This is a genomic window from Streptomyces sp. WAC 01529, from assembly GCF_003945545.1.
Classification (GTDB): domain Bacteria; phylum Actinomycetota; class Actinomycetes; order Streptomycetales; family Streptomycetaceae; genus Streptomyces; species Streptomyces anatolicus.
Genome location: NZ_CP029617.1, coordinates 830,002 through 855,135, shown reverse-complemented (window position 1 = coordinate 855,135; position 25,134 = coordinate 830,002). Strand labels below are relative to the sequence as shown.

Sequence of the window (25,134 nt, the reverse complement as noted above, 5' to 3'; positions counted from 1 at the left end):
TGAGCGGGGCAGGCCCAACTCCCATCGGAGATCTCTCATATGGGGCACAACCACAACAAGCACCGCAAGACCAAGGGCGCCCGGACCAAGCGCGCTCTGGCCACGACGGGCGTCAGCGCCCTCGTGGGTACAGGCGTCACCGTCACCGGGGCAGGCACGGCAGACGCCGCCCCGGTCAGCGTGTGGGACAAGGTCGCCAAGTGCGAGTCCGGCAACCGCTGGAACATCAACACCGGCAACGGTTACTACGGCGGGCTTCAGTTCAGCGCGTCGACCTGGCGCGCGTACGGCGGGGCGAAGTACGCATCCCGTGCTGACCTCGCCACCAAGGCACAGCAGATCCAGATAGCCGAGAAGGTGCTCAAAGGCCAGGGCCCCGGAGCATGGCCCGTGTGCAGTAAGCGGGCCGGCCTCACCCGAGGCGGCACCGTACCTGCCGTGCCCAAGGCGGCGCCCGCTGCACCGAAGGCGGTCGTCAGCGGCAGCGCGGCGAAGGCTGTGGCGTACGCGCTGAAGCAGGTCGGCAAGCCGTACGTCTGGGGCGGCACCGGCCCCAGCAGCTTCGACTGCTCCGGCCTGGTGCAGGCGGCATGGCGCACTGCGGGCGTTTCGATCCCGCGTACGTCTCAGGCGCAGCTGGCCGGACTGCGGCGGATCTCACCCTCGCAGGTGCGGCCGGGTGACCTGGTGATCTACCGGGGTGGCGGTCACGTCGCGATGTACATCGGCGGCGGCAAGATCGTTGAAGCGTCGAAGCCCGGCACTCCCATCCGCGTCGCTCACTGGCGCAGCGGCTGGTACGCCTCTGCGTTCACTGCTGTGGTACGTCCCGCTGGCTCGACAGCAGGGGGGCCTGCACACCAGAGCGCCCCGTCCGTCCCGAAGAGCAAGGGCGCCACCACGAACCAGGGCGTGCCGTCCAAGCCGAGGGTGGCGGCCAAGACCAAGGGCGCTGAGCAGCGCAGGGCTGCGCCTCGCAGCGGCAGAGCGCCCGCCACGTGGGGCGGCAAGGCGTACAAGGTCAAGAGCGGTGACTACCTGCACCGCATCGCCAGGGCCCACAACATCAAGGGCGGTTGGCAGGCGCTGTACGCAGGCAACCGCAAGACCGTCGGCAGCAACCCGCACCTGATCCATCCCGGTCAGGTGCTGCGTCTGTCCAGCTAGATCCGCTTCGCTTGTGCTGCCTGAACACCCGTCACCGGTGCGGTGTGCCCCCTACACGGAGGTGTGCGGTGCCGGTGACTAGGTGTGCTGGTCGCAGTGGTGCCAGGTGGCGCCGCGCTGTCGCGCAACTCAAGCGTGAAGCGCCGCCGGTCTGCCACCTGTGCGGCCAAGGTATCGACGTGACCTTGCACTACCTCGATCCGATGGCGTGGCAGGCGGATCACGATCCGTCGATCGCGGTGCTGCTCGCACGCGGTGATGATCCCGATGATGTGCAGTGGCTCAGGCCCTCGCACCGGCTCTGCAACCAGCGCAAAGGATCAGGCGAGGCCAAGCGGCCGGTCGTGGCATCCAAGCGCTGGTGATCTTCCGAGCTTGATCGCAAGCCGGAGCCTGAATGGATTCTGCATAGATCATTATTCAGAATCCATTCAGTAATTCAGCCTCCATGATCGCTCACTTAGGGGATTGCGCGGAGTCCATACATGCAGGTCACGGACTTGATCGAGGATCTGCATCCCCATGGCCATAGGGGGGTGGGGTGGGTCCGTAAGGAATTCTCCCGGTGACCCCAAACGCCCTTATGTCCGCAATAACCCTCTGATGGATCTTGTGGCATTGATCATTTCGCCAACCTGAATAACCGCAGGTCAGAGGCTTGATCATCCATTCAGATTCCATTCAGGCTCTTAGTGATCACTCCTAATCCACCGAACCCCTGCCGCGTGATTCAGCGCGTGGACCGGGGCGCGTAGATCCACCGGGAGGTGATCATGACCACCTCCACCTGGGAGAAAGATCCAGATGCCACGCTCGACTGGGTGTGGGACTGGTCGGACTGGCTCGAACCCGGGGAAACGATCACGACGTCGACCATGACCGTATCGGCCGGTCTGACGCTGAACAGTGACGCGCACAGCGCGACCAGCGCCACGGCCTGGGTGTCCGGTGGCACACCCGGGACCCCCTACCAGGTGACCAACCGGATCATCACAAGCGCCGGCCGCATCGACGACCGCAGCATCACAATCCGGGTCAAGAACCGGTAGCCCGGTAGGCCTCCCACCCGTCGGGCACCCAGCCGCCTGCCGGGCGCGGACGCTCGGCAGCGTCCAGGCGATCGGCCCACCGCATCAGCTCCTGCCACGCCGCGTCAGCCTCGCGGGACCAGGCGGCAGCGCCTGCTTGCTCCACTACGTCCAGTGCCGCCGCCGCGCGCTGCTGGACGGTGCGGATCTGGTCGTGTGTGCCCGCGGGCAACAAGTCCGCATGACCGCCCATCTTCGTGTGCAGGTGCTCGAAGCAGCGCGTCAGGTGCTCTCGCATCGCCGCGACGTTGTCCGGTGAGGGGCGCGGCGGGACGCACGAGGCGAGCAGCCGGCCGGACGCCAGGGCGTGCCACCAGTGCGCTTCACGGAACAGCAAACTGCGCTGGTGGTCGGGCAGCCTGCTGTACGGAGGGGGCGGAAACTCCCCCTCGGCCTTCGCGTCGGCGCGGGCCTGGGCCACCCAGCGCTTCACCAGCTGCTTGACGTCATCTGCGATCACGGGCTGCACGGGGCCTCCTGCCGTTGACCGGGCACCTGTCACAGGCTGCCCTGCCAGGCGCCCTTGTTCTGCTCCGCGCACCCACAAAGTGCGTGGCCTGCATCACAAGTTGCTGCGACGGAGGCGCTGATGGCCCTCTTCGTCGTGATCGGCCCGCCCGCCGCGGGCAAGTCCACGTGGGTCAACGACCGTGCGAAGAGCGGTGACATCGTCATCGACTACGACCGTCTGGCCAACGCGCTGACCGCGGTTGGCGCCGCCCCGCACGGTCACAAACGCCCGCTGGCCACGGTCGCCTTCCGTGCCCGCGAGGGCGCCATCAACGAGGCGCTGCGTCACGTCGAGACCCACGACGTCTACATCATCCACTCGGTGCCCAAGCAGGCCGCGATGGACCGCTATCGCAAATACGGCGCGGAGGTCGTCACGGTCGATCCGGGGCGCGACGTCGTCGAAGCGCGCTGCGCTGCCGAGCGGCCCGAGGCGTACATGGACGGCGTGAAGCGCTGGTACGGCTCTGGCCTGCGCAAGCGCCCGCGTCCGACTGCTCAGTCCACCGCGCCGCAGGGCGCTACACCGCGGCCGGCCACGGGGTCCCGCGCATGGTGAAGGGAATCTGATGGCCGTCCAGCTTGCTACTGCAACTCAGAACGCGATGGCTGACGCTGCTGTCGACCTGGTCGACGGGGGAGCGGGCGCCGGAACCATCAAGATTTACGCGGCGTCGCAGCCTGCGAACGCGAACACGGCGGTGTCCGGTCAAACGCTGCTCGCCACGTTCACGCTGGACGATCCCGCCTTCGGCGCGGCGTCCTCCGGTGTCTGCACATTGGCCGCAGTACCGCTGTCGACGACCGGCGCGGCGGCGGGTACTGCGGCCTGGTTCCGCTGCGCGAGCAGCACGCCGGGCACGGTCTTCGACGGCAGCGTCACGGCGACGGGCGGCGGCGGGCAGCTCCAGCTCAACACCACCACAATCAGTGTGGGCGTCACCGTGGAGATCACCAGCGGTACGTTCACGATGCCCGCGGCCTGACCATGCCGATCACCTTTCAGAGCGCGACGACGGTGACGCTCAACGCGGGCGGGAACAACGCCGCCACGGTGTCCGTCAACGTGCCTGCGGGGACGGCCAACGGCGACATGCTGATCTTCGGTATCGAGGTGTCGGAGTCCGCCGGGGTCGTCCCGGCGATTCCGGGCTTCACCCAGAAGGCGACGGTCAACGACCTGCCCGTCGGGGACCAGGACAACACCGTGAGCCTGTTCTGGCGCCGGGCGTCCTCGGAACCGGCCAGCTACACCGTGACGCCGGACGGCACGTATGGCAACTACGCCGCGATGACCATGCTCCGGTACACCGGAGTGATCGCGGCAGGTGACCCGTTCCGCACATCAGCAACGCTGGCCGGGAACGGCACCGGCATCTCGAAGACGAGCGCTGCCCTGACGGGGGTTCAGCCCACGGACCTGTCCATTCACTGCGCCGGGACGTCGCTGGCCACCTGGAACGGAACGGCGTACGACGTGGCGGGCCCTGGCGGCTCCTGGGTGGAGCGAGGTGAGATCGGCATGACGGCCGCGACCACATCCAACCCCCGCATCCTGTTCGCCGAACAGCTGGGCACCGGTACATCCCCCGCCTTCACGTCGACCCTGGCTGGTGTCGCCTGGTGCTTCTGCGCCGGGGCGCTGATCGCGGAGCCCCCGCCGACGGGCCCGAACAGCAAGGTCTTCAGCACGGCAGTGCGTCGTGCCTCTATGTGGTGAGGGGACGTCATGGCCGCTCTTGATCCCAACAGATACCCGCTGATGTGGATGAACGGGGAGTCGGACCGTGTCGCGCTGTACGCACTGCGCGACATCACCGCCGCCGACACCCTGGACGTGATCCAGCAGTTCACGGTCATCAAGCGCGCCGTGATCATGGGGACGACCGTCGCAGCAGCGGTGGGCGCCTCCATCGCCGGGACGACCGTCACGATCCCCGCAGGTGCCAACAGGGACGGTGCATACCTGCTGGTCTACGGCGTGGCCGGTGTCGCGTGAGCCTCTACATCGCCTACAACTGCGCGATCGACACGACCACCGGCGTCATGGCGGGCACCAGCTACACCGCCGGTGCCAAGTGCGCGATCCAGCTGGCCGCCACCTCGACCGTCGGTATCCGCGTGGTCGAGTGGGGCGTCAGCTTCAACGGCTCAGCGGCAGGAACTCCTGCGGTGTGCACGCTTGCGCAGGCCAGCGCGGCGACGACGTCGCTCACCGCGCACAGCACCAGCACGGTCATGCCGGTGGGCGACAACGCGAAGGCGAGCAGCCTCACCATGGGCACCGGGTCCACCGGTTACGGCGCGGCGGCCATCGTCACGAACACCACCGAGCGGCAGTTCGCGGGCGCTTTCGTGGGCCCTACGACGCAGTACGAGAAGCAGTTCCCTCTGGGGCGCGACTACGTGGTGAGCCCCTCGAAGTACTGCCAGCTGCGCATCAACACCGCAGCCACGCTCACGGCGGTCGCGTACATCGTCTTCGAGGAGTGCTGACCCGAGGGCGGTGACCCATGGCCCGTCTCGGCCGCGGACACCCGGCAGGTGCGTACACCACTCGGTACAGGCAGCCCGTCAGTGCGCTGGACGTCGACGGCGACCTCGCGGTCACCGCTCCGTCCGTGACGGTAGCCGCTGCGGGGCAGCTGGAGGTCACCGGCGCCTTGCCGGTGACGGCGCTCTCGGTTGCTGTGGCTGTCGTCGGCGCGGTCGAGGCAGCAGGCGACCTGCCCGTCGCCGCGCCCCTGCCCGCCCTCGGCATCGCCGCTGATGCGGTCGCAGCGGGCACGCTGGCCGTGACCGCGCCTCCGGTGACAGCGGCCCTTGCCGGGGTCGTCACGGCAGCGGCTGGCCTGAGCGTCACCGCGTCTTCGGTCACAGTCGACGCCACCGCCGACATCACCGCGTCGAGCACGCTCCCCGTGGTCGCACCGGCCCCGGTCGTCGACATGGCGGCGCAGGTGCCGTACGCGCTGCGCGTCGTCGCGCCTTCCGCTCATGCCTTCATGGTGGGCGGCGCCACGGATCTGCTGGACGTCACCGCGCCTGCCGCGGCCGTCGCGTTCGCCGCGGACGTCAAGGTCACCGGCGACGTCGAAGCGGGTGCTCCTGCCCCCACGTTCCAGGCCGCCGCCATGGCCACCGTGTACGTCGCGCTGGCCGTGACGGCACCCGCCGCGGCCAGCGGGGCCGACGCCGAACTGACGGTGGCCGGTGCTGCATCGGCTACCGCACCGGCGCCCGTGGTCGGCTTGTCCGGGGAGCTTGGTGCCGTAGCGGCGGTGGTCGTGATGGCGCCAGGGCCCCACGCGTCCATGTCCGCTGAGGCGATGGTTCTCAGTACGGCAGCTGTTGCTGCTCCGGCGTCTGTGGTGGTGCTGCCGGGCGAGGTGGCTACACACGGGCCCATCGCTGCCATGGCGCCCTCCGCACGGTTCTCCGCTGCGGGCACGGTAGCCGCGCCCGGCTCGCTGTCGGTGCTCGCTCCGGGCGCTCAAGTGGCTTTGCAGGGCGCCGCGTCCACCGGCGTCGGCACGCTCGCAGTGACTGCTCCGCTGCCTGTTGTCCTGGCATTCCTGGAGACCCGTGTCAGCGGCCCCCGCGTCGTCGTCGTGCTCGCGGAGCCCCGTGTTCTGGTGGTGTCCGCCGAATCGCGCAACGTCGGTGTCGGCGAAGAGCCGCGCATCCTGACCGTCACACCCGAGGCCCGCACGATCCTGATCGAGCCGGCGCCGCGAGTCCTGGAACTGGCGGGTGACTTCGGATGAGCGACTTCGGTGAGGCCATCTCCGGGGGCGACAGGCGCGTCCAGCTCGAAGCGATCCGCGACCGGCTTGCGCTGGAGATGAGCGGCGAGTCCGAGTGCTGCGAGTGCGGCAAGCCGAGGCGCTCATCGGGCTCCGAGACCGCCGCCCTGGCGCTGCGCCTGGTCAAAGTCCTGGAAGCTCTGGAGTCCATCCCCGACAGCACGGCCGTGTCCCGGGTTGATGAGCTGATGGCCCGCCGTACCGGCGGCAGCACGAACGCCGCGCGTCGTCAGGGTGGCAGGCGCAGGGGCACCGGGGCATGAGCGGTGTCGTCATACCGGGGCGCGGCGATCAGGCCCCCCGGATCCTCAGTGCGCCGCCGCGCGTCTCCAGCGCGGGCGCAGACGTCGCGGAGCTTGCGGAGATCGCCGGGCTCACCCTCGATCCTTGGCAGCGCCAGGTGCTGGAGGAGGCCCTCGGCCAGCGCGCTGACGGCACGTGGTCCGCCTTCGAGGTGGGTTTGATCGTTGGACGCCAGAACGGGAAGGGCGTCGTCCTCGAAGCCCGCGAGCTGGCCAGCCTCTACCTCCTGGACGAAGAGCTGTGCATCCACTCCGCGCACCTTTTCGACACGTCTCTCGAAGCCTTCAAGCGCATCCTCGGGCTGATCGAGAACACCCCGGACCTGGACCGCATGGTCCGGCGAGTCAGCCGCTCGCACGGCGAAGAGGGCATCGAGGTCTTCCGCGATGGTGCGCTGCGCCGTCTCCGCTTCCGCTCGCGCACCGCGGGCGGTGGCCGCGGGTTCTCCTGCGACTGCCTCGTGCTGGACGAGGCGATGATCCTCACCGACCGTGCGGTGGGCGCGATCCTGCCGACACTGTCCGCCGTGCCTGACCCTCAGGTCTGGTACACGGGATCGTCCGGCACCAAGGAGTCGACCGCGCTCGGTCGCGTCCGCACCCGCGGCATCGCGGGCTCCGATCCTCGCTTGTGCTACCTGGAATGGAGCATTGATCCCTGCTCCCAGTTCTGTCCTCCCACGTGCGAAGAGCACGACGCGCAGGACTTCAAAGCCGACCCGCGATGGTCGCAGGGAGAGCACGACCGGCAGCTTTCACGGCTGTACGCGAGCTACCCGAAGGCGAACCCCGGCTTCGGCATCCGCATCGGCGGCACACGCTCCCCGGAACGCTCGGTGGAGCACATCGAAGCCGAGCGCCGCAGCATGTCCGCAGAGGAGTTCAGCCGCGAACGCCTCGGGGTCGGCGACTGGCCGGTCGAGGGTGAGTCGTGGCGTGTCATCGGCGAGGCTTACTGGAAGGCCTGCGTCGACCCGGCATCCGAGCCGGTCGGTGATCTGTCCTTCGGGGTCGACCTGGCGCCGGACCGCAAGAGCGGGTGCATCGTCGTCGCCGGGCTGAATCCGGACGGCCTGACTCACGTAGAGATCACATCGTCCGACGTGCTGGATCACCGTCCCGGTGACCGGTGGATCGTGCAGCGTGTCGCGGAACTGGTGGAGCGGTGGCGGCCGAAGGCGGTCGTCATCAACCGTGCCGGCCAGGCGGGCGCGCTGATACCGGCGCTCGAAGCCAAGGGCATCGAGGTCATCAATCCGACGGCGCGCGAGTTCGCGCAGGCCTGCGGGAGCTTCGGCAGTGCCGTCGTTCCGATGCGCGGCAACCATCCGACCCTCGTACACCTCGATCAAGTCCCTCTTTCCGCAGCCGTCGCCGGCGCCGACAAGCGCACCGTCGCCGACCTGTGGGCCTGGGACCAGCGGGGGGCAGCGATCGACATCTCTCCTCTCCAGGCCGCGACGCTCGCGGTCTGGGGTCTTCAGCAGAGCGCCAAGAAGCCGCCCGTCGAAGCCGGATGCGCATGGGGGTGACGGATGGCCTGGTGGAAGAAGCTCATCCCCTGGGGGCGTAACCGGAAGGCCTTCACGCAGCCCGACTTCTGGAACATCGACGCTGCCCCGTTCTTCATGGGCAGCACCGCCGACAAGGAGCGGATCGAGACCGACTTCGAGGGCTACGTCGAAGGAGCCTTCAAGAGGAACGGGCCCATCTTCAGCTGCGTCATGGCGCGGCAGATGGTGTTCTCCGAGGCGCGGTTCCAGTTCCGTCAGTTCAGGAACGGGCGTCCCGGTGACCTCTTCGGGTCGGGCGAACTGAGCCTGCTCGAACGCCCGTGGGCCTCCGGGACGACGGGCGAGCTGCTGGCGCGCATGGAGCAGGACGCGTCGCTGGCCGGGAACAGCTACTGGACGAAGGTTGACGATCAGGGCGGTTACGGCAACGCCGCGAGCGGCCCCGGCCTCAGGCTCGCGCGGCTGCGGCCTGACTGGGTGTCGATGCTGATCGGCAGCCACTCCGGTGATCTGTACGCCGCGGACGCACGCATCATTGGGTTCCTCTACGAGCCGCGGCAGTTCGGCGTCATGTCGTCGGGCGGGCCTATGGCGACCGGCGGCGCCGTCTTGCTCATGCCTGATGAGGTCGCCCACTACAGCCCGATCCCTGACCCGTCGGCCCGTTTCCGCGGCATGTCCTGGATCACGCCGGTGCTGCGGGAGATCGAGGCGGACACCGCGGCGACGGTCCACAAGAAGACGTTCTTCGAGCATGCGGCCGTGCCGAACATGGTGGTGCGCTTCGACAAGGACGTTCAGAAGGAACAATTCGACTCCTTCGTGCGGGCCTTCAAGGCCGGGCATCAGGGTGCGTTCAACGCGTACAAGACCCTCTTCCTCCAGGGCGGCGCCGATGTCACGCCGCTCACCCACGATTTCCGGCAGCTCGACTTCACGTCGACCGTCGGCAAGGGTGAAGCGCGCATAGCGAGCGCCGCCGGGGTCCCACCCTCGTGGGTCGGCTTCTCCGAGGGCCTTCAGGGATCCGCGCTCAACGCCTCCAACTTCACCGCGAGCCGCCGCCGCTTCGCGGACGGCACCATGCGCCCGCTGTGGCGCGTGGCCGCGTCGTGCCTGGAAAACCTGGTGATGGTGCCGAGCGGCGCGAGCCTCTGGTACGACGACCGAGACATTGCCTTTCTGCGCGAGGACTCCAAGGACCGCGCAGAGATCCTGCGCGTACAGGCGAACACGATCGACGCCCTCATCAAGGCGGGCTTCGAGCCTGATGCCGCCGTGCAGGCGATTCTCGCCGAAGACGTCTCTCAGCTCGTCGGTCAGCACACCGGTCTCGTGTCGGTGCAGATGCAGCCGCCCGCGAGCCTCGAACCCGCGGAGCCCATTCCCGCACCCCTTGAACTGGAACAATCCGGCACGCCGGAAGGACAAGATGATGGAGCGTAAGAGCCTGTCCGGCGGCCTGGAGATCAAGGACGCGGAAAAGGGCATTGTCTCGGCAGTCTTCTCGACTATGAACGTCCGTGACCACGACGGGGATTACACCCGTGAGGATGCCTTCACCGACGGGGCGCCGGTCGTTATCAGTGCCTACGGACACAAGTCCTGGGACGGCGCACCCCCGGTGGGAAAGGGCGTCATCCGGGTGAAGGGGAAGCGGGCCGTCCTTGAGGGGCAGTTCTTCATGAACACCACGGCGGGCCGCGACACTTTCGAGACCGTAAAGGAACTCGCGAAGGACGGCCTGGGTGAGTGGTCGTACGGCTTTGACATCAACAAATACTCCTTCGGTGAAGAGAAGGATCAGCCGGTCCGCTATCTCGAAGCCGTGACTGTGCACGAGGTGTCACCCGTTCTGCTGGGTGCCGGAATCAATACGCGCACTCTGTCGACGAAGGGCCGTGCCGTGGACGATGACCAGCTCCGCACCGTGAGGGGCGGAACTGCCGTCCGCGGGCCGATTCCGGCACAGGAGACGGCGACGCTCACGCGCGCCTGGGACGGCGCCAAGACGATCCGCGAACTGCCCAAGGACGCGCGGCCCTCTCAGCTCCGCAGCGTGTACGCATGGGTCGACCCCGACGGGGACCCGGAGTTGAAGGGCTCTTATCTGCTGGCTCACCACCACGGTGTCGACGGGCCGGCCAACCTGCGCGCGTGCCTTCAGGGCATTGCGCGGCTGAACGGCGTATGCGGCGACTCCGGGGTCCCCGAGCCTGACCGCGAGGCCGTTTACAAGCACTTGGCATCGCATCTTCGCGACGCCGATCGAGAGCCGCCCAAGCTGCGGGACCGCAGTGACGGGCACGCGAAGGGCCTCACCTTGAGTGAGGAACTGATTGACGCTCTTGCCTGTACGGCAGGGGTAATTGACAGCGCGTCACGGGTGGTCGCTCTGCGCGCCGAAAAGGGGAAGTCGCTCTCAAAGGTCAATTCCGAAATCCTGGACTGGATCAGGGATGAACTCAAGCGGCTTGACTCCATCTTGTCGGTACCGGTCGTGGATGACGAGCCGGACGGACCGAGTGATGAACAGAAGCTCTCGCTCTACGTCCAGTCTCTGGCTCTGATCAACGACTTCTAGCAGTCGCGTCCTTTGAGGCCCCCTATTCGGGGGCTTTTTCATGCCCGAAAACGGAGCGTCATGTACAACGACTCTGATCGCATCATTGAATTCCCTGCCCTGAAGCAGGCGCAGGAAGCGCTTGACGAGAAGCGCAAGGCACTGGCCACCGTCTTCTCTGAGGCTGGCCCTGATTACGACATGTCGAAGGTCAAGAGCCTCCAGGGTGACTCGACCGCGAAGGTCGAAGAGATCCGCAAGATGAACGACGAGATCATCGAGCGCAAGAAGAAGCTCGATGAGCTTCAGATCGTCGGCCGTGCCGCGGCTGCGTCCAAGCAGGATGAAGAGGCGGCCGAGCGCGGCGACGGCGCCAAGGGCGGCGGGCGGGATACCGAGCGCAAGGGCGGCCGTCGCCTCAGTCTGGGGGAGAGCTTCGCTGAGTCGCAAGCCTTCAAGGGCTACAAGCCGGGCTCTGGCGTCGGCCCGTCGGCACACCTCGACATCAGCCTGAAGACGCTGATGGAGACACCGGTCGGCTGGGACTCAGAGGACGTCCGCACGGGGCGCCTTGAGCTGATGCCGATGCGGCCCTCGGTGCATGTGGCTTCGTACTTCCCGAGCACCACGACCGGCATGAGCGCCGTCGTCTACATGGAAGAGACCACATACACGAACGCGGCGGCCGAGACTTTCGAGGCCAACCAGGCGGACAGTCAGGGCGCCTACCCGGAGTCGGCGCTCGCGCTCACCGAGCGGCAGGAGCCGGTGCGTAAGATCGCCACCTTCCTGCCTGTCACGGATGAGCAGTTCGAGGACGAGCCGCGCGCGAAGGGCTATGTCGAGAACCGTCTTCCGTTCATGATTCAGCAGCGGCTCGACTCGCAACTCCTGGTCGGCAACGGCACCGCGCCGAACCTGCGCGGCACCGAGAACGTGGTGGGCATCAACACGCAGGCGCTCGGCGGCGACTCGATCCCGGACGCCATCTACAAGGCAGCCCGGAAGATCCGCGACACCGGCTTCGCGGAGCCGTCGGTCTGCTTCATCGCTCCCTCGAAGTGGGAGGGCGTGCGGCTGCTGAAGACCGCTGACGGCCAGTACATCTGGGGGCACCCCAGCATGGTCGGCCCCTTCACCATCTGGGGGATTCCGGTCGTGGAGACCACGGCGGTGACAGCGACGAAGGCCGTGCTCGGTGACTACACGAACTTCGCCGAACTCGCGATGCGCCGCGGAATCGACGTGCAGGTCTCGAACTCGCACAGCGACTACTTCGTCAAGGGCAAGCTCGCCATCCGCGCGGACATGCGCTGCGCCGCGCTTCACTACCGCCCGCTGGCGTTCGCGGCCGTCACCGGCCTCTGATCCAGAACCGACCTGACCGAAGGGGCCGCTGTCTGGCGCCCCTTCGGTTTTCCTCACGAAGGGAATCCCATGGGCAACATCATGCCCGGCACCGGGAAGATCGGTTCCGGGAACCACGTCGGCCGCGTGAAGTATGCGCGCGCTAACTATGACTTCGCGGTGGACGGCGGTGCGATCGGCACGATCACGCTGCGGGGCGACGCGCTCCCCAGCGGCGCCATCCTGCTGGACGCCTTCGTCGACGTCACGACGGCGTTCCTCCCCGTGACGACCACGACCGTGGCGCTCACCGTCCAGTCGGCCGGTGACCTGCGTGCCGCGGCGCTCACCAACGCCTCGCCGTCCGTCATCTCCACTACGGGCGCCAAGCGGCTTCTGGTGGACGCCGGGGACGCCGACCTGGTCAAGACGACGGCAGCCCGCTCCGTCACTATGGCCGTCGCTGCGGGAGCCGTGACGGCGGGCAAGTGCTCGGTCGTCGTGGCCTACCTGGAGCTGGCCTGATGACGGGCCGCGACTGGGTCACCGTCACAGAGCACTGGTGCCTCACCGAGGACCGCAGCCGCGTCGTACGCGAGACCGACCCCGAAGCCCGCTTCCTTCACTGGTCACCGGGCACCGTGGTCTCCCGGGAAGAGGCCGAGCGCCTCGGGGCTGTCGAGCGCGAGCCGGCCCCGAGGCCTGAGCCCAAGAAGGCGACGCCGGCCGCGAACAAGCAGGCGCGTCCTGCTCACAACAAGGGCCGCTGAGGCGGATGGCTCTCGGTGATCCGTACGCCACGCTCGCGGAGCTGAAGACTCGGCTGTCGAACCTCGACGACATGACTCAGTACGACGATCTCCTCGAAGGCGCTCTCGACTCCGTGAGCCGTGAAATCGAGAGTCACTGCGGCAGGCAGTTCAACAGCACGGACACGGCAACGGTCCGCGACTACGGGCCTGACGAGGTCTTCACGCTGCGCGAGGGCCCGGCCGTTTCGCAGTGGGCGAGGGTCGACGACTTCCACAGTGTGACCGGCCTGGTCATCGAGTCCGAGGGCGCGACCTGGACGGCCGATGACTTCGTGCTGCACCCCCGCAATGGGGTCATCGACGGGCAGCCCGGCTGGCCGTACTACGAGGTACACGCCGCGAGTTCGCTCTCCTTCAGTACAGGCCTGAGTGTCACCGCGAAGTGGGGCTGGGCGGCAGTTCCCGCCCCGGTGAAACAAGCCTGCTTGATCATGGCGGCTGAAACATTCCAGATAAAGGACGCACCTTTCGGTGTCGCCGGAATGGACCAGTTCGGCGCTATCCGGGTCCGCGATAACCGTATGGCCGCCGCGAAGCTCTCCCGCTATTGCCGCGATCCGATCCGAGTGAGGTGACATGGCGTCCCTCTCGGAAATAAGGGCTGCGCTCAAGGTAACACTCAAGGCAAATATTCCGAACCTCAACGTGTACGCGGAGGTTGCGGACGTTACGCAGGTTCCCGCTGTTGTCGTGATGCCTGCGCGTCCGAACATGAGCGGGCTTGTCTGCGAATTCAACGGCGCGTTCGGCCGTGGCCTGGACACGTGGCATCTGGAGCTTTACGTGCTAGTGGCCCGCACAGAGGCAGTCCTGGCGCAGCAGGCATTGGACCAGTACGTCACCGGTACCGGGCCGAAAAGTGTCCGTCGAATCCTATACGAGAACCCGGACCTGGGGCTAGCGGACGGCACGGATGCGCACGCGGAAGGCGTGAGCGCCTATGACGGGGCATTCGAGTCTGCGGGCATCCCGCACGTAGGCGCAGTAGTCCGGGTGACTGTGCGCACTTCCAGTACTTAAGCGAGGAAGCAATGTCCCTCAGGACAACCCAAGTCATTGTGCCTGCGGGCACTGCCCCCACCTTTTCCGCGACCACGGCGTCCGACACGATGGAAGTCGGGGACCGTCTCTTTGCCGTTTATCGCAGCGCGCACTCGGCGACCGTCACGGTGACGGTGCTTGGTGAGCAGGTGCTGGAGAACGGTGATGTGGCACCGAACAAGTCCTACACACTGGCCATCGGCAGCACCACGATGCAAGAGAAGTGGATTCCGCTTTTCAAGTCCTACCACGATGCGACTACGGGGCTCGCGACTATCACGTGCTCACCGCTGGACGCCACGATCACTATGGCTGTTGTGAGGCGTTGACCTGATGGCCAGGGCGAGTAATCGCCCGGTACCTCAGCCCCTCCCGATCCAGGACCGCCCGGCGGCTCAGCCGAGGCGGTCTTTGCGTATTCCGAGGGAAGTGCCCGCTGAGCGGGACTACGAGGTTGTCGGGCCGAAAGTTGTAGGCGGTAAAACCCGGGGCGAGCGCGTGACGCTCGCCCTTACTCATGCCCAGGAACGGGCGCTCATCGAAGCCGGGCACGTGAAGCCCGCCACTGAACGGCCGCCGTTGGCCGACAAGGAAGAGGCTGGCGATGGCCAAGATAGTCCTGCGTAGTTGCGACATTGTCGTAAACGGCGTGAACTTCTCCGATCACATTTCCTCGGTCGAGATCAACCTGGTCAAGGACGAGATCGAGACCACCAACTTCTCGGGTCAGGGCCGCGAGCGCGTGGCCGGCCTCAAGGACGACTCCTTCGTCCTGAACTTCCAGCAGGACTTCGCGTCCGGCGAAGTGAACGCGACCCTCTTCCCCCTGTGGGACCTGGAGACAGAGTTCACCGTCGTCGTGAAGCCGACGGCGTCTGCGGTTTCGGTGAACAACCCCTCCTTCACCGGTACATGCATCCTGCTGGAGTACCAGCCCCTTTCCGGCGACGTCGGCGACCTCAGCGAAACAGAGGTCACCTTCCCGACGCAGCGGACCGGTATCACGATGGCGACTGTCTGATGGCGGGCCGGGCGACGTACAACGTCCATCTGGGCGAGGAATGGCGCCGCACTGCCCTTGCTCTGCGTCATGTCGACCGGGAGCTTCCCGGGCAGCTGCGGAAGGCGATGCGCGACGCGGCGAAGCCGGCTGCCGAGGACGCGAAGCGCAGGGTCAAATCGCTTCCTGTCCACGGCCGTAAGCACTCCGGTCTGCGCAGGCGCGTAGCGTCCGGTGTGACGATCCAGGCGGGCGCGGGGCGTGGCCTCGGGGTGCGCATCGTCACGAATATGCGGGATCCGCAGGAGCGCAATCTGCCGCGCTATCTGGACGACCCGCGCGGCTGGCGCCACCCAGTGTTCGGCAACCGCCATGAGTGGGTGCAGCAGCACACGGGCGGCAGTTGGTTCCGGGCGACGATTGCAGAGCATCGGCCTGAAATGGTCCGGGAGCTGGAACATGTCCTGGGCGAGGCCGCAGAGACGATCGCCGCGGCTACCCGCGGTTGATCGGTGCGGCCCGGCCGGGGTCCGCGGGTACCCCGGCCGGGCCCGTGCACAGCAAAGCCCCCGGCATCGGACCGGGGGCTTTGTTCCGTCTGGTCAGTGCGCCTTGTCGTATGCCTCGCGGACTGACGCGGGGACGCGACCCCTGTCATTGACCTCGTACCCGTTCTCCCGTGCCCAGGTGCGCACGTCCTCAGCGCGGGGGCCGTCTGAGCTGGCCTTGCGTCCCTTGCTCTTCCCTGCCGTGCCTCGTACGCGGCGGGCGCCGTCGGCGGTCAGGTAGGGCGAGAGCCTTTCGAGAAGGTCGTCGTAATTGTCGGGCGTCAGGTCGATCTCCACGCCTGCGCCATTGACAAGAATCGTGTGCGTGCCGATCTCTTCAGATTCTTCGCCGGTCAGGTCATCGATATAGGTAACCACAGTCTTTTGAGCCATGGCCGGATGCTACCCCACATTCCCGTGACGCCAACCCCGAGTTCCAAATCCCGTGATCGAAAGGTACCCGCAATGCTGCTTTCCCGTGAACAGATCCTCGAAGCCAAGGATCTTAAGACCGAGGACGTGCCGGTCCCCGAGTGGGCGCCGGAGGGGGCGGAGAACCCCAACGACTATGAGGTCCGGCTGCGCACGCTCATCGGTGAGGAGCGTGACCGGTTCGAGCGCTTCATGGCCGAGGGGCAGGCGGGCGGCAAGAAGAAGCAGAACCTGGAGAATTTCCGTGCACGAATGATCACGATGTGCGCCGTAGATGACCAGGGCAAGCCGCTCTTCACCACAGGCGACATCAAGGCGCTGGGGATGAAGTCGAGCGTCGCTCTGTCCCGGGTCTTCAACAAGTGCCAGGAGATGAACGGCTTCACCGAGGCTGACGTCGAGGAGCTGACCGAGGATTTCGACGAAGGCCAGGACGAGCCCTCTACTTCCGGCTAGCTCTCGCTCTGGGCATGACGGTCCGCGAGCTGCTCGCCCGGATCGACTCCCGCGAACTGGCGGAGTGGGCGGCTTACGAGCGCTACGCGGGCCCGGTCGATGACAGCTATCTGGCGGGCGTCCTGGCCGCGCTGCATGAGCAGGTGCAGACACTGAACCGCATGCAGGGCGCGGCGCACTTCACGGACCGCAAGCACCGGAAGAACCCGGCTCCCGAGCCGAAGCACTATCCCCGTCCGCATGAGCTGTACCGACGTGACGACTCCTCTGATGAGGAGGACGACGACAACTGAATAGCGGGGGCGGTGCGCGGTGGCCACGATCACGTCCCTCACATTCGGGATCACGTCCACCTACAGCGGTGCGGGCATACGCCGGGCCCGCCGCGACATCCAGGATTTCGACAACGGCCTGCGCGCCATGGACAAGGCCGCGTCGAATATCGGCAAGCAGCTGACGTCCGTCACGAACGCCGCGCTGGCCTTCGCTCCCGCCCTCGTTCCTATCGCGGTCGCGGCTACGGGTGTAGCGGGCGGACTCGCTGCGGCCGGCGCAGCAGCAGGCCTTGCTGCGGGCATTTTCGGAGGTGCTCTCTTCGGCGCCATCAAGGCGACGAACGGCGCCACGAAGAGTGCGAGAGATGCCCTCGAAAAGCAGAAGGAGACCCTGGCCGGTCTGACACCGGGCACGAAGGCGTACGAGGAGCAGCTCAAGAAGGTCAACGAGGCGAAGAAGAACCTCAAGACGATCATCGACGGGCTGACGCCGGCCCAGCAGAAGTACGTCAAAGCCACCTCGGGCATGAAGGGCGCCTGGGGCGAGTTCATCAAGACGACCGAGAAGGACACCCTCACTCCCGTCTCGATCGTGATGGGCGCCCTCGCGCGCAACTTCGAGAAGTTCACTCCGCTGGTCAAGGCTGTCAGCCCTGTCATCACGAGGCTCGCCAAGGACTTCGCGGCGTGGATGGACGGCCCGGGGCTCGACCAGTTCATCGACACCATGGTGGCGCAGGGTGTTCCTGCTCTGGAGAAATTCATCAAGACGACCCAGAGCATGCTGGGCGTCCTCGGACAGGGTGTCCGCGACTTCCTCCCCTACGGGAACCGGCTGTTCCAGTCGATGGCCGCAGGTGCAAAAAGTCTCAAGTCGTGGGGCGAGGGCGGGGGCTTCACGCGCTTCCTCGACAAGGTGCATTCTGTGGCGCCGGATGTCAAGGAATTCTTTTCGGCGCTGGTGACGGCTCTCGGGAATATTGCGAAGGCGGCTGCCGATCTCAGCGACGATTCCTTCAGTGTCCTCACGGTGCTGCTGAAGGTGCTTGCTTCGCTGCCGCCTGAGCTGCTGGCCAATCTTGTTCGGGGATTCCTTGCGTGGCGTGCGGCGCTGGTTCTCTATGCGATCGCCGCTGGAGCTGCGGCCGTTGTGACCACGGCTTTGGCTGTCGCCGCTTCCCCTTTCCTGCTTTTGATGGCAGGAGCGGCGCTGACGGTTCTTGCCGTAGTGGCGGGCGTCGCTGCTCTTGGCGTCGGCATATTCTTCCTGGTCAAGTACTGGGAGACGGTATGGTCTGCCGTCAAAAGTACCGCCATGACCGTTTGGAATTGGCTTACCAACGGTCTCGGCCAGCTTGCTCTCGTTTTCCTCGGGCCTGTCGGCGGGTTGATTCTGCTCTGGCAGAACTGGAATACGATCTGGGGCTGGATAGCTAGCAAGGTCACATGGATCTACGACAAGATCTTGACTCCGATCGGTCATGGTTTTCAGTGGCTGTACAACTTCCTCGTAGGGAACTCGGTAATCCCGGACCTGATCAACGGGATTATCTACTGGTTTAATTTCCTGCTCGCCCCGCTGAGAATCGCGATTGACGCGGTCATCGCGATCACCGCGATGGCATGGACGGGAATCCAGGCGACCTGGGATATCTTCTGGGCTACTTTTGGGCCAATCTTCACGGCAGCCTGGACAGGACTTGCTGCCACGGCTTCCGCAGCCTGGGCGGTACTAGTAGCTGCCTGGAACTTCCTTTGGACAGTCATCGTCAGCGCCTATCAGGTCGGCTGGGCAATTCTTTCCGGTTCCTGGCAGATCGGGTGGGCCTGGCTGACCGGTGCGGCGCAGATAGCCTGGTCGACTCTCGTAGGATTCTGGCGGGTGGTCTGGGCCACGGTCACCGGTATCTGGAACGTCTTCTATGCGACGTTCAGCGCCGTATTCTCCGGAGCCTGGAATGTCGTCGTCGCGATAGCGGCCGGTGTCTGGAATGTCATCAAGGCGGCGTGGCAGGCGCTGTGGGCGGTAGTCACTGCGATCTTTCTGACCTTCGCTGCCGTATTCACGGGCCGGTGGGGTGCAGCCTGGAACGCCATCAAGGACGCCGCCTCTGCCATATGGAATGTCCTGAGGACGGCGTGGCAGGCTCTGCTGAACGTCCTCCTCACGGCCTTCAATGCGTTCGCGGGTGTCTTCACTGCCGCGTTCCGTGCGACGTGGGCGGCGATTCAGAGCATCGCGACTGCTGCGTGGAATGCATTGCGTTCGTCGTTCCAGGCATTCCTTGCGGCGCTTCAGAACTTGTGGAACACGGCGTGGACGGCCATCCGGAACATTTTCCAGACGATCCTCAACGCGATCGTTTCCATTGCGCAATCTGCGTGGAACCTTATACGGGCCGCAGTCCAGGTGTTCATTACGGCTGTGACCGGGATCTGGAACACCGGCTGGACGGCCATACGAACGTTCTTCCAGACGGCGGCCAACGGTATCTCCGCTGCCGCCGGGGCGTTGTGGGACAAGCTGCGTGAAATCTTCAGTACGGGCTCCACGTGGCTCCGGAATACATTCTGGAATCCGGTCCGTGACTTCTTTACGAAGACGATCCCGAATGCGTTTGACTCTGCGGTGAAAGCAATCGGCAAGGCCTGGGATGCCCTGAAGAAGGTCGTCATGGCTCCCGTGCAGGCGATCGTCAACGTGGTGTACAACTCTGGAATCCGGAAGTTGTGGAATGTTGTAGCGACAAAATTCGGGGCTTCGGAGCTGCCCGAATTCAAGCTGCCTGGTTTCGCCAAGGGCGGCGAAGTGAATGGTCCCGGGTCCGGCACGTCGGACTCGATCGTCGCGCGGCTGTCCGCAGGTGAGCACGTATGGACCGCGAAGGAGGTAGCCGGCGCGGGCGGCCACGAGGCTGTCGCCGCGCTGCGCCGCCAGGCCATGGGCAGCGCGAACGTGCGCGCCTTGGGGGACCCTGACCACCGGTTCGCCGACGGCGGGGGCGTCCTCGGTACGGGCTGGGGTCCTGACTCCGGTCCCGACCTGGTGCCGGACGGGATCATCGGAGACGCCTGGAACGGCATCAAAGGCGCGGTCGGCAAGCTGAAGGACTTGGCTCTGGGCGCTATCAGCGGGCCCTTCGGGGCGGCAGTCGACGGCGTGGCCAAGCTGGGTAAGGGAGCGGTCCGCAAGGTTGTCCCGGGCGATGGAACTGCCCTGGAGAACATGGGCGTCGGCATGATCGACGAGATGGCCAAGACCGCCAAGGCCTGGGTCTCGGACAACGACGTCGCCCCGGACACCGGGGGCGGCGGCGGGTTCATCCCGTGGGCGAAGTGGAAGTCCGGCGACGGCAACAAGCAGACCTATGGCGGGGTTGTCGTCAACCGGCGTACCGCGGCAATGCTCGGTCACGCGTCCAGGCTGGCCAAGACCAGCTTCTCGATGACGCAGGGCAGTTACAGCAGCGGAAAGCTGTCCGCCGGTACGCACTCTGGTGGCGGCGCAGTCGACCTCGGCCCTGCCAAGGACAGCGTCGTCGGCGCGATGCGGTCGTCCGGCTTCGCGGCCTGGCGGCGTACTCGTGCCGAGGGCTTTGCGCCGCACATTCACGGGATTGCTGTCGGCGATCCGACCGCGTCAGCGGCTGCGAAGGCTCAGGTGAAGGCGTTCCACGCGGGGCGCAACGGGCTGTCGAACAATGGTCCCGACACCTACAAGGGCGGGATCACCTCCGGCAAGTCGGTGGCGGCGGCCAAGGCGACTGGCAAGAGCCTGAATGCCGGTCGCGGGTGGGGCTCTCACTGGTCCGCCCTGGAAGCCCTGTGGACGCGTGAGTCCGGATGGCGATGGAATGCCGACAACCCGAGCAGCGACGCATACGGCATTCCCCAGGCGCTGCCCGGTTCGAAGATGAAGTCTGCCGGATCGGACTGGAAGACGAACCCTGCCACCCAGATCAAGTGGGGTCTGGGCTACATCAAGTCCCGGTACGGCAATCCCTCCAAGGCCAACTCGTTCCAGAAGTCGAACAACTGGTATGGCCTTGGCACTCCGGGCGCTCGCAGCGGTCCCGCGATCGTGGGAGAGCACGGCCCCGAGCTGGTCGGTTTCCGGGGTGGCGAGCGCGTCGAGTCGAATACGGCGCTGCGGGACCTGGTGGGCAACGGCGGCACGACCACGGTCGAGGTAAACGTGCCCGTCACCGTCCAGGGCGATGCGACGCCGGGCACGGTCGACAAGCTGCAACGCGAACTGGTCCCGAAGCTGACCATGGCCATCAAGCAAGGGGTGGGGAGGCGACCGTGACCGGCCTGTCTCACCTGTGCAACGACGATTTCCGCAACGAGGGCTGGGGCTTGGCCGGCTCGCTGGTGAGCAGGCTTTTCCACTGCTGGAACAACGACGACGACAGCAAGTACTGCTGGAACCCTCCCCATAAGGGGAGGGCCTGCGTCAGGTTCCCGGTCGACATCGGCACCGTGCCGGAAGGCGCGGTGATCACGTCTGTCACGGTGAAGGTGCGGGCGCGGAAGATGGACAGCCAGAACCGCACCCTCACCATCAACGTGTCCTGCCTGGACGACACGAGCCGCTTCACGTCCCGCACTATCCCGCTGACTCAGACGATCACGGATTACGAGGTGGCGACCTATCAGCGGGACCCGCTCGGTCATCCATGGGACATCCACCGTCTGAACAAGCTGCTGTGCCAGGTGTTCAGTTACGCGGCGTCGCTGCACTGCATCCGCGTCTACAAGGTGTGGGTGCAGATCAACTACCGGGTCAGGCCTACCGTCACGGTGGAGGCGCCGACCGGCACCGTACTCACGCCGTCCCCGGTCATCAGCTGGACGTACGCGCAGGCGGACGGTGATCCGCAGGCGAAAGCCGAGTACCGGGTCTTCACCGGAATCCAGGTCGCCGAGTCGACCTTCGCCCCGAACACCACACCACCGGTCTATGCGGCGACGGTCGGCGGCGACATCACGTCGCTCACCCTGCCGACGTCGATTAATCCTGACCAGTACTCCGTGTACGTACGGGTGTACTCCAGCTTCGGCGCCAAGAGCATCTGGGTGGGCCGGGCCTTCGCGGTACAGGGTCCGAGCCCCGGCGTGCCTGGTGATGATCACACGGTGTCCGGCACGCCGGGCATCGGCGTCGTCAGCGTCGTCCCGGACAGCTACGCCTCTGCGGTAGCCCTGACCTTGCGCGACAGCTCCAACTTGCTCAGTGTGCAGAGCGCCGACTTCGAGACCTTGACGGACGCCCCGGAGTACACGACGACGAACTGCACCGCAGCGCAGGACACGAGTACGTACTTCGCGGGCGTGGCCTCACTGAAGCTGACCGCGTCCAGTGCTGCGACGATGTCGGTGCTCAGTCCCTTCGTCGAGCTGGCGCCGGGCTCGCCGGTCACTGTGCGGGCGCAGCTGCGTGCCGCGGTGACGGCCAGGGCGTGCAGTGTCCGCATCCGCTTCTACGACGACACCTTTACCGCCTTGGCGGGCACGGTCACCGGCACCGGCACCGACTCCAGTTCCACGTGGACCGAGGCCGTCGCAACCGGGACATCTCCTGCGGCGACGGTGTACGCCAAGGTCGAAGTCGAAGTGGAGTCACCGGCGCTCGCCGAGATACACCACGTGGATCACGTCGGGCTGATGTACGGGGCGGGCGCTCCGTGGTCGGACGGCGGGCACACGAGCCGGAACATCCTGCCCGCCTTCTCCGCGACGGGCGATGACCCGGTCGGGGACAACTGGGTCGCCGGCGCAGGCAGCACCATCTCCCGCGTGGCGGTGACGGGTACGGGTTCCCACGGCACGCTGACGAAGCGTCTGACGTACACGGGCATCACGCCGTCCCTCGGATTCCGTGCGACCGGGACCGCCTTCACGTCGCCGACGTCCGGCACCGACTTCACCCTGAACAAGCCCGCAGGCGTCGTGGTCGGCGACCTCATGGTCGCCTTCGTCAGCTCGAACCAGTTCGGGACCATCACCCCGCCAGCAGGCTGGGCGGCGGTCAACACGGCCGCGGTCGACGACGGCACCACGGACGCAGCTCTGTGGATCCTGAAGCGCACCGCGGGCGGCTCCGATCCGGCCACCTGGACGGACGGCACGCTGGGCACCGCGAGCACCCGGCGGTGCGCCGTGGTCGTCGCGTACACCGGGGCAGCCGACGCGGCGGATCAGTTCATCGCAGAAGGCGTGCTCACCAGGGCGACGGGAACTCCGCTCTACCTGACGTCAGCCGTACTCAACAACACCGACGCCAACGCGTGGCGGCTCAGCGCTTTCGCGGTGAGCGACAACGTCACCGGCGGCGCCATGGTGGCCAACATCGCCCCGCCCACCACGTCGGCGGACATCGCTTACGTCGGCAAGGGCACCGCCTGGACGACGGCGTCGAACGCGACCAGCTACGTCATCAACCGCCCGTCCGGGGTGGTGTCCGGCGACCTGATGGTCGCCACGGTCGCCATCTCGGACTCGGTCATCGCGACGCTGACAGCGCCCACCGGATGGACGGTGGTCCGGCAGATCACGGAGCCCGACGGCACGGCCAGCTTGCGCTTCGCGGTCCTGAAACGGACGGCGGGCGGCAGCGAACCGAGCAGCTGGACGGGGACGCTCAGCGCCACGGTCAAGCCCATCGTCACGCAGGTGTCGGCCTACCGGAACGCGGACTCAGCGGCGAATCAGTTCATCGCGGAGGACACGAGCCAGTCCGGGAGCGGCAACACCGTGGCCACGTCGACGGTCACGAACACCGACTCGCGCGCCTGGCGGATCAGTGCCTTCGGGTCGAGCGGCGACTACTACACCGAGTGGGGCAGCACGACGGAGGTGGCGGAGCGCTCGGACAACGCGGCCGAATACCAGATCTCGTACTGGCAGTACCGGACGGCGGCGCTGATGATGGCCGACTCCAACGGGCCGGTCGGTACCGGCTCGCACTCCCGTACCGGGTCGCTGAACCGGAACTTCTACGGCGGCGCGAGTTGGATCGGGATCATCAAGCCTCTGCCCAGCGCGCCGGCTGCGGGTGCCAATGAGACCGAACGCAGCGACGTCACCGTCGGCAGCAGCGATCCGTGGCTGACGACTGGGGTGTACGACTCCAACGGCGTGGTGCCCGTCGGTGCGACGTCCGTGACCGCGGCGTTCACGCCTGGCTCGGGCAGCGAATTCAACTCCGCTGCGTCCTGGGTCGGTCTGGTCAAACCGGCCGTCCCGCTGGTCGCCGGCCGCACGGTGGCGACGATGCCGGACGCGGTCGAGGTCTCAGGGATCGATCCGCAGATCATGCAGCTGGCCGACAACAAGGTCACGTTCACCTCAGGGTTCCTCGGTTCATCCAGCGGCACTCCGTATCTGACGCTGCACTTCTACCGGGCGAACCAGCTGATCAGCAGCCAGACGATCCAGGGCACGAGCTTCGGTACGGCGACGTGGGCCAAGTCCTCGGGGACGTACGACATCCCGGAGGGCACGACCCGGATCAAGGGCGAGGTGTCCGTCACCGACCGCGCGGTGAGCGATCTCGTCTACTTCGACCGGGTCGGCATCATGCTCGGTCCGTCGGGGGTGTGGCGCAACGGCACAGGCCGCAGCACGCACGCGGTCTGGCATGCCCCGGTGATTGAGTACGCGGACGATGTCGGTACCGGCTACGGGGACTGGCAGGTTCTGCCCGGTCTGGATACGAGTCCTCCCGCCTACGACCCGCTGTCCGGCATCGCGACCTACACGGACCACACGGTGATCCCGCTGGTCAACAGGCGCTATCGCGCGCAGACGATCAGCTTCGGTCTGGCAGGGGACCGGTTCGTCAGTGGCTTCGGGCCGCCCTCGGATGAGGTCTCGCTGACCGCGCTGAACTGGTGGCTGAAGGACATCACGAACCCGGACAGCAGCATCCCGCTGAGGGTCAAGGCCGAGCCTCTCCAGGTGGGCACGACGGGCACGTCCGTCATGTACCAGCCGCTGGGCGAGGACCGACCGGTGGTGGTGTCCGAGGGCTACAAGGGCGACGCCATCGAGCTGACGCTGATCGTCAGGCGGGAGGAGTACGCGCCGCTGCGGGCACTGCTGCGCAGCGGCCGGACGCTGTTCCTCCAGACCAATGTTGATCACGCGTGGTGGGTCAGGCCGGTCGGAGACATCTCTGCCGAGGTCCAGGTCAGCGGGCAGCGGTTCGTCGATCCCCTGAGGTTCGTGCAGCTGACCTTCGTCGAGGTCGCCGCTCCGGAGTAGCGAAG

General features: G+C 66.4%; 27 protein-coding genes. 25 read left to right on the top strand and 2 right to left on the bottom strand.

Annotated features, from left to right (window positions below):
• Positions 1–39 precede the first annotated feature (39 nt).
• From DMA15_RS37905 to DMA15_RS03610, 3 genes are all read left to right on the top strand, one after another.
• Positions 40–1,167 carry a transglycosylase family protein gene (locus DMA15_RS37905; protein ID WP_125511207.1) on the top strand — a complete coding sequence of 376 codons (1,128 nt, stop codon included), beginning with the start codon at positions 40–42 and terminating at the stop codon, positions 1,165–1,167.
• Between the two features lie 179 nt (positions 1,168–1,346).
• Positions 1,347–1,532 (top strand): hypothetical protein, encoded by a 186-nt coding sequence (locus DMA15_RS03615; RefSeq protein ID WP_125511206.1) that lies wholly within the window; start codon positions 1,347–1,349, stop codon positions 1,530–1,532.
• 408 nt (positions 1,533–1,940) lie between these two features.
• A complete protein-coding gene (locus DMA15_RS03610) occupies positions 1,941–2,216 on the top strand; it encodes a hypothetical protein (protein ID WP_125511205.1) in 276 nt (91 codons plus the stop codon).
• Here the strand turns inward: DMA15_RS03610 and DMA15_RS03605 are convergent.
• A complete protein-coding gene (locus DMA15_RS03605; RefSeq protein WP_125511204.1) occupies positions 2,203–2,715 on the bottom strand; it encodes a hypothetical protein in 513 nt (170 codons plus the stop codon). The two genes, DMA15_RS03610 and DMA15_RS03605, sit on opposite strands and share 14 nt — an antisense overlap.
• Positions 2,716–2,844: 129 nt before the next feature.
• On the opposite strand from DMA15_RS03605, the gene DMA15_RS03600 reads away from it, so the two are divergent.
• The 18 genes from DMA15_RS03600 (at position 2,845) to DMA15_RS03515 (ending at position 15,659) form a co-directional block, all read left to right on the top strand.
• Complete coding sequence (locus DMA15_RS03600) at positions 2,845–3,324, top strand: hypothetical protein (protein WP_125511203.1); 480 nt, start codon at positions 2,845–2,847, stop codon at positions 3,322–3,324.
• Positions 3,325–3,334: 10 nt separating this feature from the next.
• Positions 3,335–3,751 (top strand): hypothetical protein, encoded by a 417-nt coding sequence (locus DMA15_RS03595; RefSeq protein WP_125511202.1) that lies wholly within the window; start codon positions 3,335–3,337, stop codon positions 3,749–3,751.
• Positions 3,752–3,753: 2 nt separating this feature from the next.
• Complete coding sequence (locus DMA15_RS03590) at positions 3,754–4,485, top strand: hypothetical protein (protein WP_125511201.1); 732 nt, start codon at positions 3,754–3,756, stop codon at positions 4,483–4,485.
• A 9-nt stretch (positions 4,486–4,494) separates the two neighbouring features.
• A complete protein-coding gene (locus DMA15_RS03585; RefSeq protein ID WP_125511200.1) occupies positions 4,495–4,764 on the top strand; it encodes a hypothetical protein in 270 nt (89 codons plus the stop codon).
• Positions 4,761–5,261, top strand: a complete 501-nt coding sequence (locus tag DMA15_RS03580) for a hypothetical protein (protein WP_125511199.1) — start codon at positions 4,761–4,763, stop codon at positions 5,259–5,261. Before DMA15_RS03585 ends, DMA15_RS03580 begins: the two co-directional genes overlap by 4 nt.
• Before the next feature lie 17 nt (positions 5,262–5,278).
• Complete coding sequence (locus tag DMA15_RS03575) at positions 5,279–6,532, top strand: hypothetical protein (RefSeq protein WP_125511198.1); 1,254 nt, start codon at positions 5,279–5,281, stop codon at positions 6,530–6,532.
• Complete coding sequence (locus tag DMA15_RS03570) at positions 6,529–6,834, top strand: hypothetical protein (RefSeq protein ID WP_125511197.1); 306 nt, start codon at positions 6,529–6,531, stop codon at positions 6,832–6,834. The genes DMA15_RS03575 and DMA15_RS03570 overlap by 4 nt, the downstream gene beginning before the upstream one ends.
• Positions 6,831–8,405, top strand: a complete 1,575-nt coding sequence (locus tag DMA15_RS03565; RefSeq protein WP_125511196.1) for a hypothetical protein — start codon at positions 6,831–6,833, stop codon at positions 8,403–8,405. The genes DMA15_RS03570 and DMA15_RS03565 overlap by 4 nt, the downstream gene beginning before the upstream one ends.
• A 3-nt stretch (positions 8,406–8,408) precedes the next feature.
• Positions 8,409–9,833, top strand: coding sequence for a phage portal protein (locus tag DMA15_RS03560; RefSeq protein WP_125511195.1), 1,425 nt, complete (start codon positions 8,409–8,411; stop codon positions 9,831–9,833).
• A complete protein-coding gene (locus tag DMA15_RS03555) occupies positions 9,820–10,971 on the top strand; it encodes an HK97 family phage prohead protease (protein WP_164551680.1) in 1,152 nt (383 codons plus the stop codon). The genes DMA15_RS03560 and DMA15_RS03555 overlap by 14 nt, the downstream gene beginning before the upstream one ends.
• A gap of 12 nt (positions 10,972–10,983) precedes the next feature.
• Positions 10,984–12,318 (top strand): phage major capsid protein, encoded by a 1,335-nt coding sequence (locus tag DMA15_RS03550; protein ID WP_206302650.1) that lies wholly within the window; start codon positions 10,984–10,986, stop codon positions 12,316–12,318.
• A gap of 69 nt (positions 12,319–12,387) precedes the next feature.
• Entirely contained in the window at positions 12,388–12,822 is a 435-nt protein-coding gene (locus DMA15_RS03545) for a hypothetical protein (protein ID WP_125511193.1), read from the top strand.
• Positions 12,822–13,067 (top strand): hypothetical protein, encoded by a 246-nt coding sequence (locus tag DMA15_RS03540; RefSeq protein ID WP_125511192.1) that lies wholly within the window; start codon positions 12,822–12,824, stop codon positions 13,065–13,067. Before DMA15_RS03545 ends, DMA15_RS03540 begins: the two co-directional genes overlap by 1 nt.
• Before the next feature lie 5 nt (positions 13,068–13,072).
• Positions 13,073–13,684, top strand: coding sequence for a hypothetical protein (locus DMA15_RS03535; RefSeq protein WP_125511191.1), 612 nt, complete (start codon positions 13,073–13,075; stop codon positions 13,682–13,684).
• A 1-nt stretch (position 13,685) separates the two neighbouring features.
• On the top strand, positions 13,686–14,129 hold the full coding sequence (locus DMA15_RS03530; RefSeq protein WP_125511190.1) for a hypothetical protein: 444 nt from the start codon (positions 13,686–13,688) through the stop codon (positions 14,127–14,129).
• A gap of 11 nt (positions 14,130–14,140) precedes the next feature.
• Positions 14,141–14,479 carry a hypothetical protein gene (locus tag DMA15_RS03525; protein ID WP_125511189.1) on the top strand — a complete coding sequence of 113 codons (339 nt, stop codon included), beginning with the start codon at positions 14,141–14,143 and terminating at the stop codon, positions 14,477–14,479.
• Positions 14,480–14,799: 320 nt separating this feature from the next.
• Positions 14,800–15,171, top strand: coding sequence for a hypothetical protein (locus tag DMA15_RS03520; RefSeq protein ID WP_206302649.1), 372 nt, complete (start codon positions 14,800–14,802; stop codon positions 15,169–15,171).
• Positions 15,171–15,659, top strand: coding sequence for a hypothetical protein (locus DMA15_RS03515; RefSeq protein WP_125511187.1), 489 nt, complete (start codon positions 15,171–15,173; stop codon positions 15,657–15,659). The genes DMA15_RS03520 and DMA15_RS03515 overlap by 1 nt, the downstream gene beginning before the upstream one ends.
• Positions 15,660–15,752: 93 nt before the next feature.
• On the opposite strand, the gene DMA15_RS03510 is transcribed toward DMA15_RS03515, so the two are convergent.
• The gene (locus DMA15_RS03510) at positions 15,753–16,091 is read right to left on the bottom strand and encodes an Lsr2 family protein (protein ID WP_125511186.1); all 339 of its coding nucleotides are present in this window, start codon (positions 16,089–16,091) and stop codon (positions 15,753–15,755) included.
• A 72-nt stretch (positions 16,092–16,163) separates the two neighbouring features.
• Between DMA15_RS03510 and DMA15_RS03505 the strand changes: the two genes are divergently transcribed.
• Genes DMA15_RS03505 through DMA15_RS03490 form a run of 4 tightly spaced genes read left to right on the top strand, consistent with a single transcriptional unit; the run spans position 16,164 to position 25,129 of the window.
• Positions 16,164–16,586, top strand: a complete 423-nt coding sequence (locus DMA15_RS03505) for a hypothetical protein (RefSeq protein ID WP_125511185.1) — start codon at positions 16,164–16,166, stop codon at positions 16,584–16,586.
• Positions 16,587–16,600: 14 nt separating this feature from the next.
• Entirely contained in the window at positions 16,601–16,879 is a 279-nt protein-coding gene (locus tag DMA15_RS03500) for a hypothetical protein (protein WP_125511184.1), read from the top strand.
• A gap of 19 nt (positions 16,880–16,898) precedes the next feature.
• Entirely contained in the window at positions 16,899–21,170 is a 4,272-nt protein-coding gene (locus DMA15_RS03495; RefSeq protein WP_125511183.1) for a hypothetical protein, read from the top strand.
• Positions 21,167–25,129: a hypothetical protein gene (locus DMA15_RS03490; RefSeq protein WP_125511182.1), complete on the top strand. Its 3,963-nt coding sequence runs from the start codon at positions 21,167–21,169 to the stop codon at positions 25,127–25,129. The genes DMA15_RS03495 and DMA15_RS03490 overlap by 4 nt, the downstream gene beginning before the upstream one ends.
• Positions 25,130–25,134 lie beyond the last annotated feature (5 nt).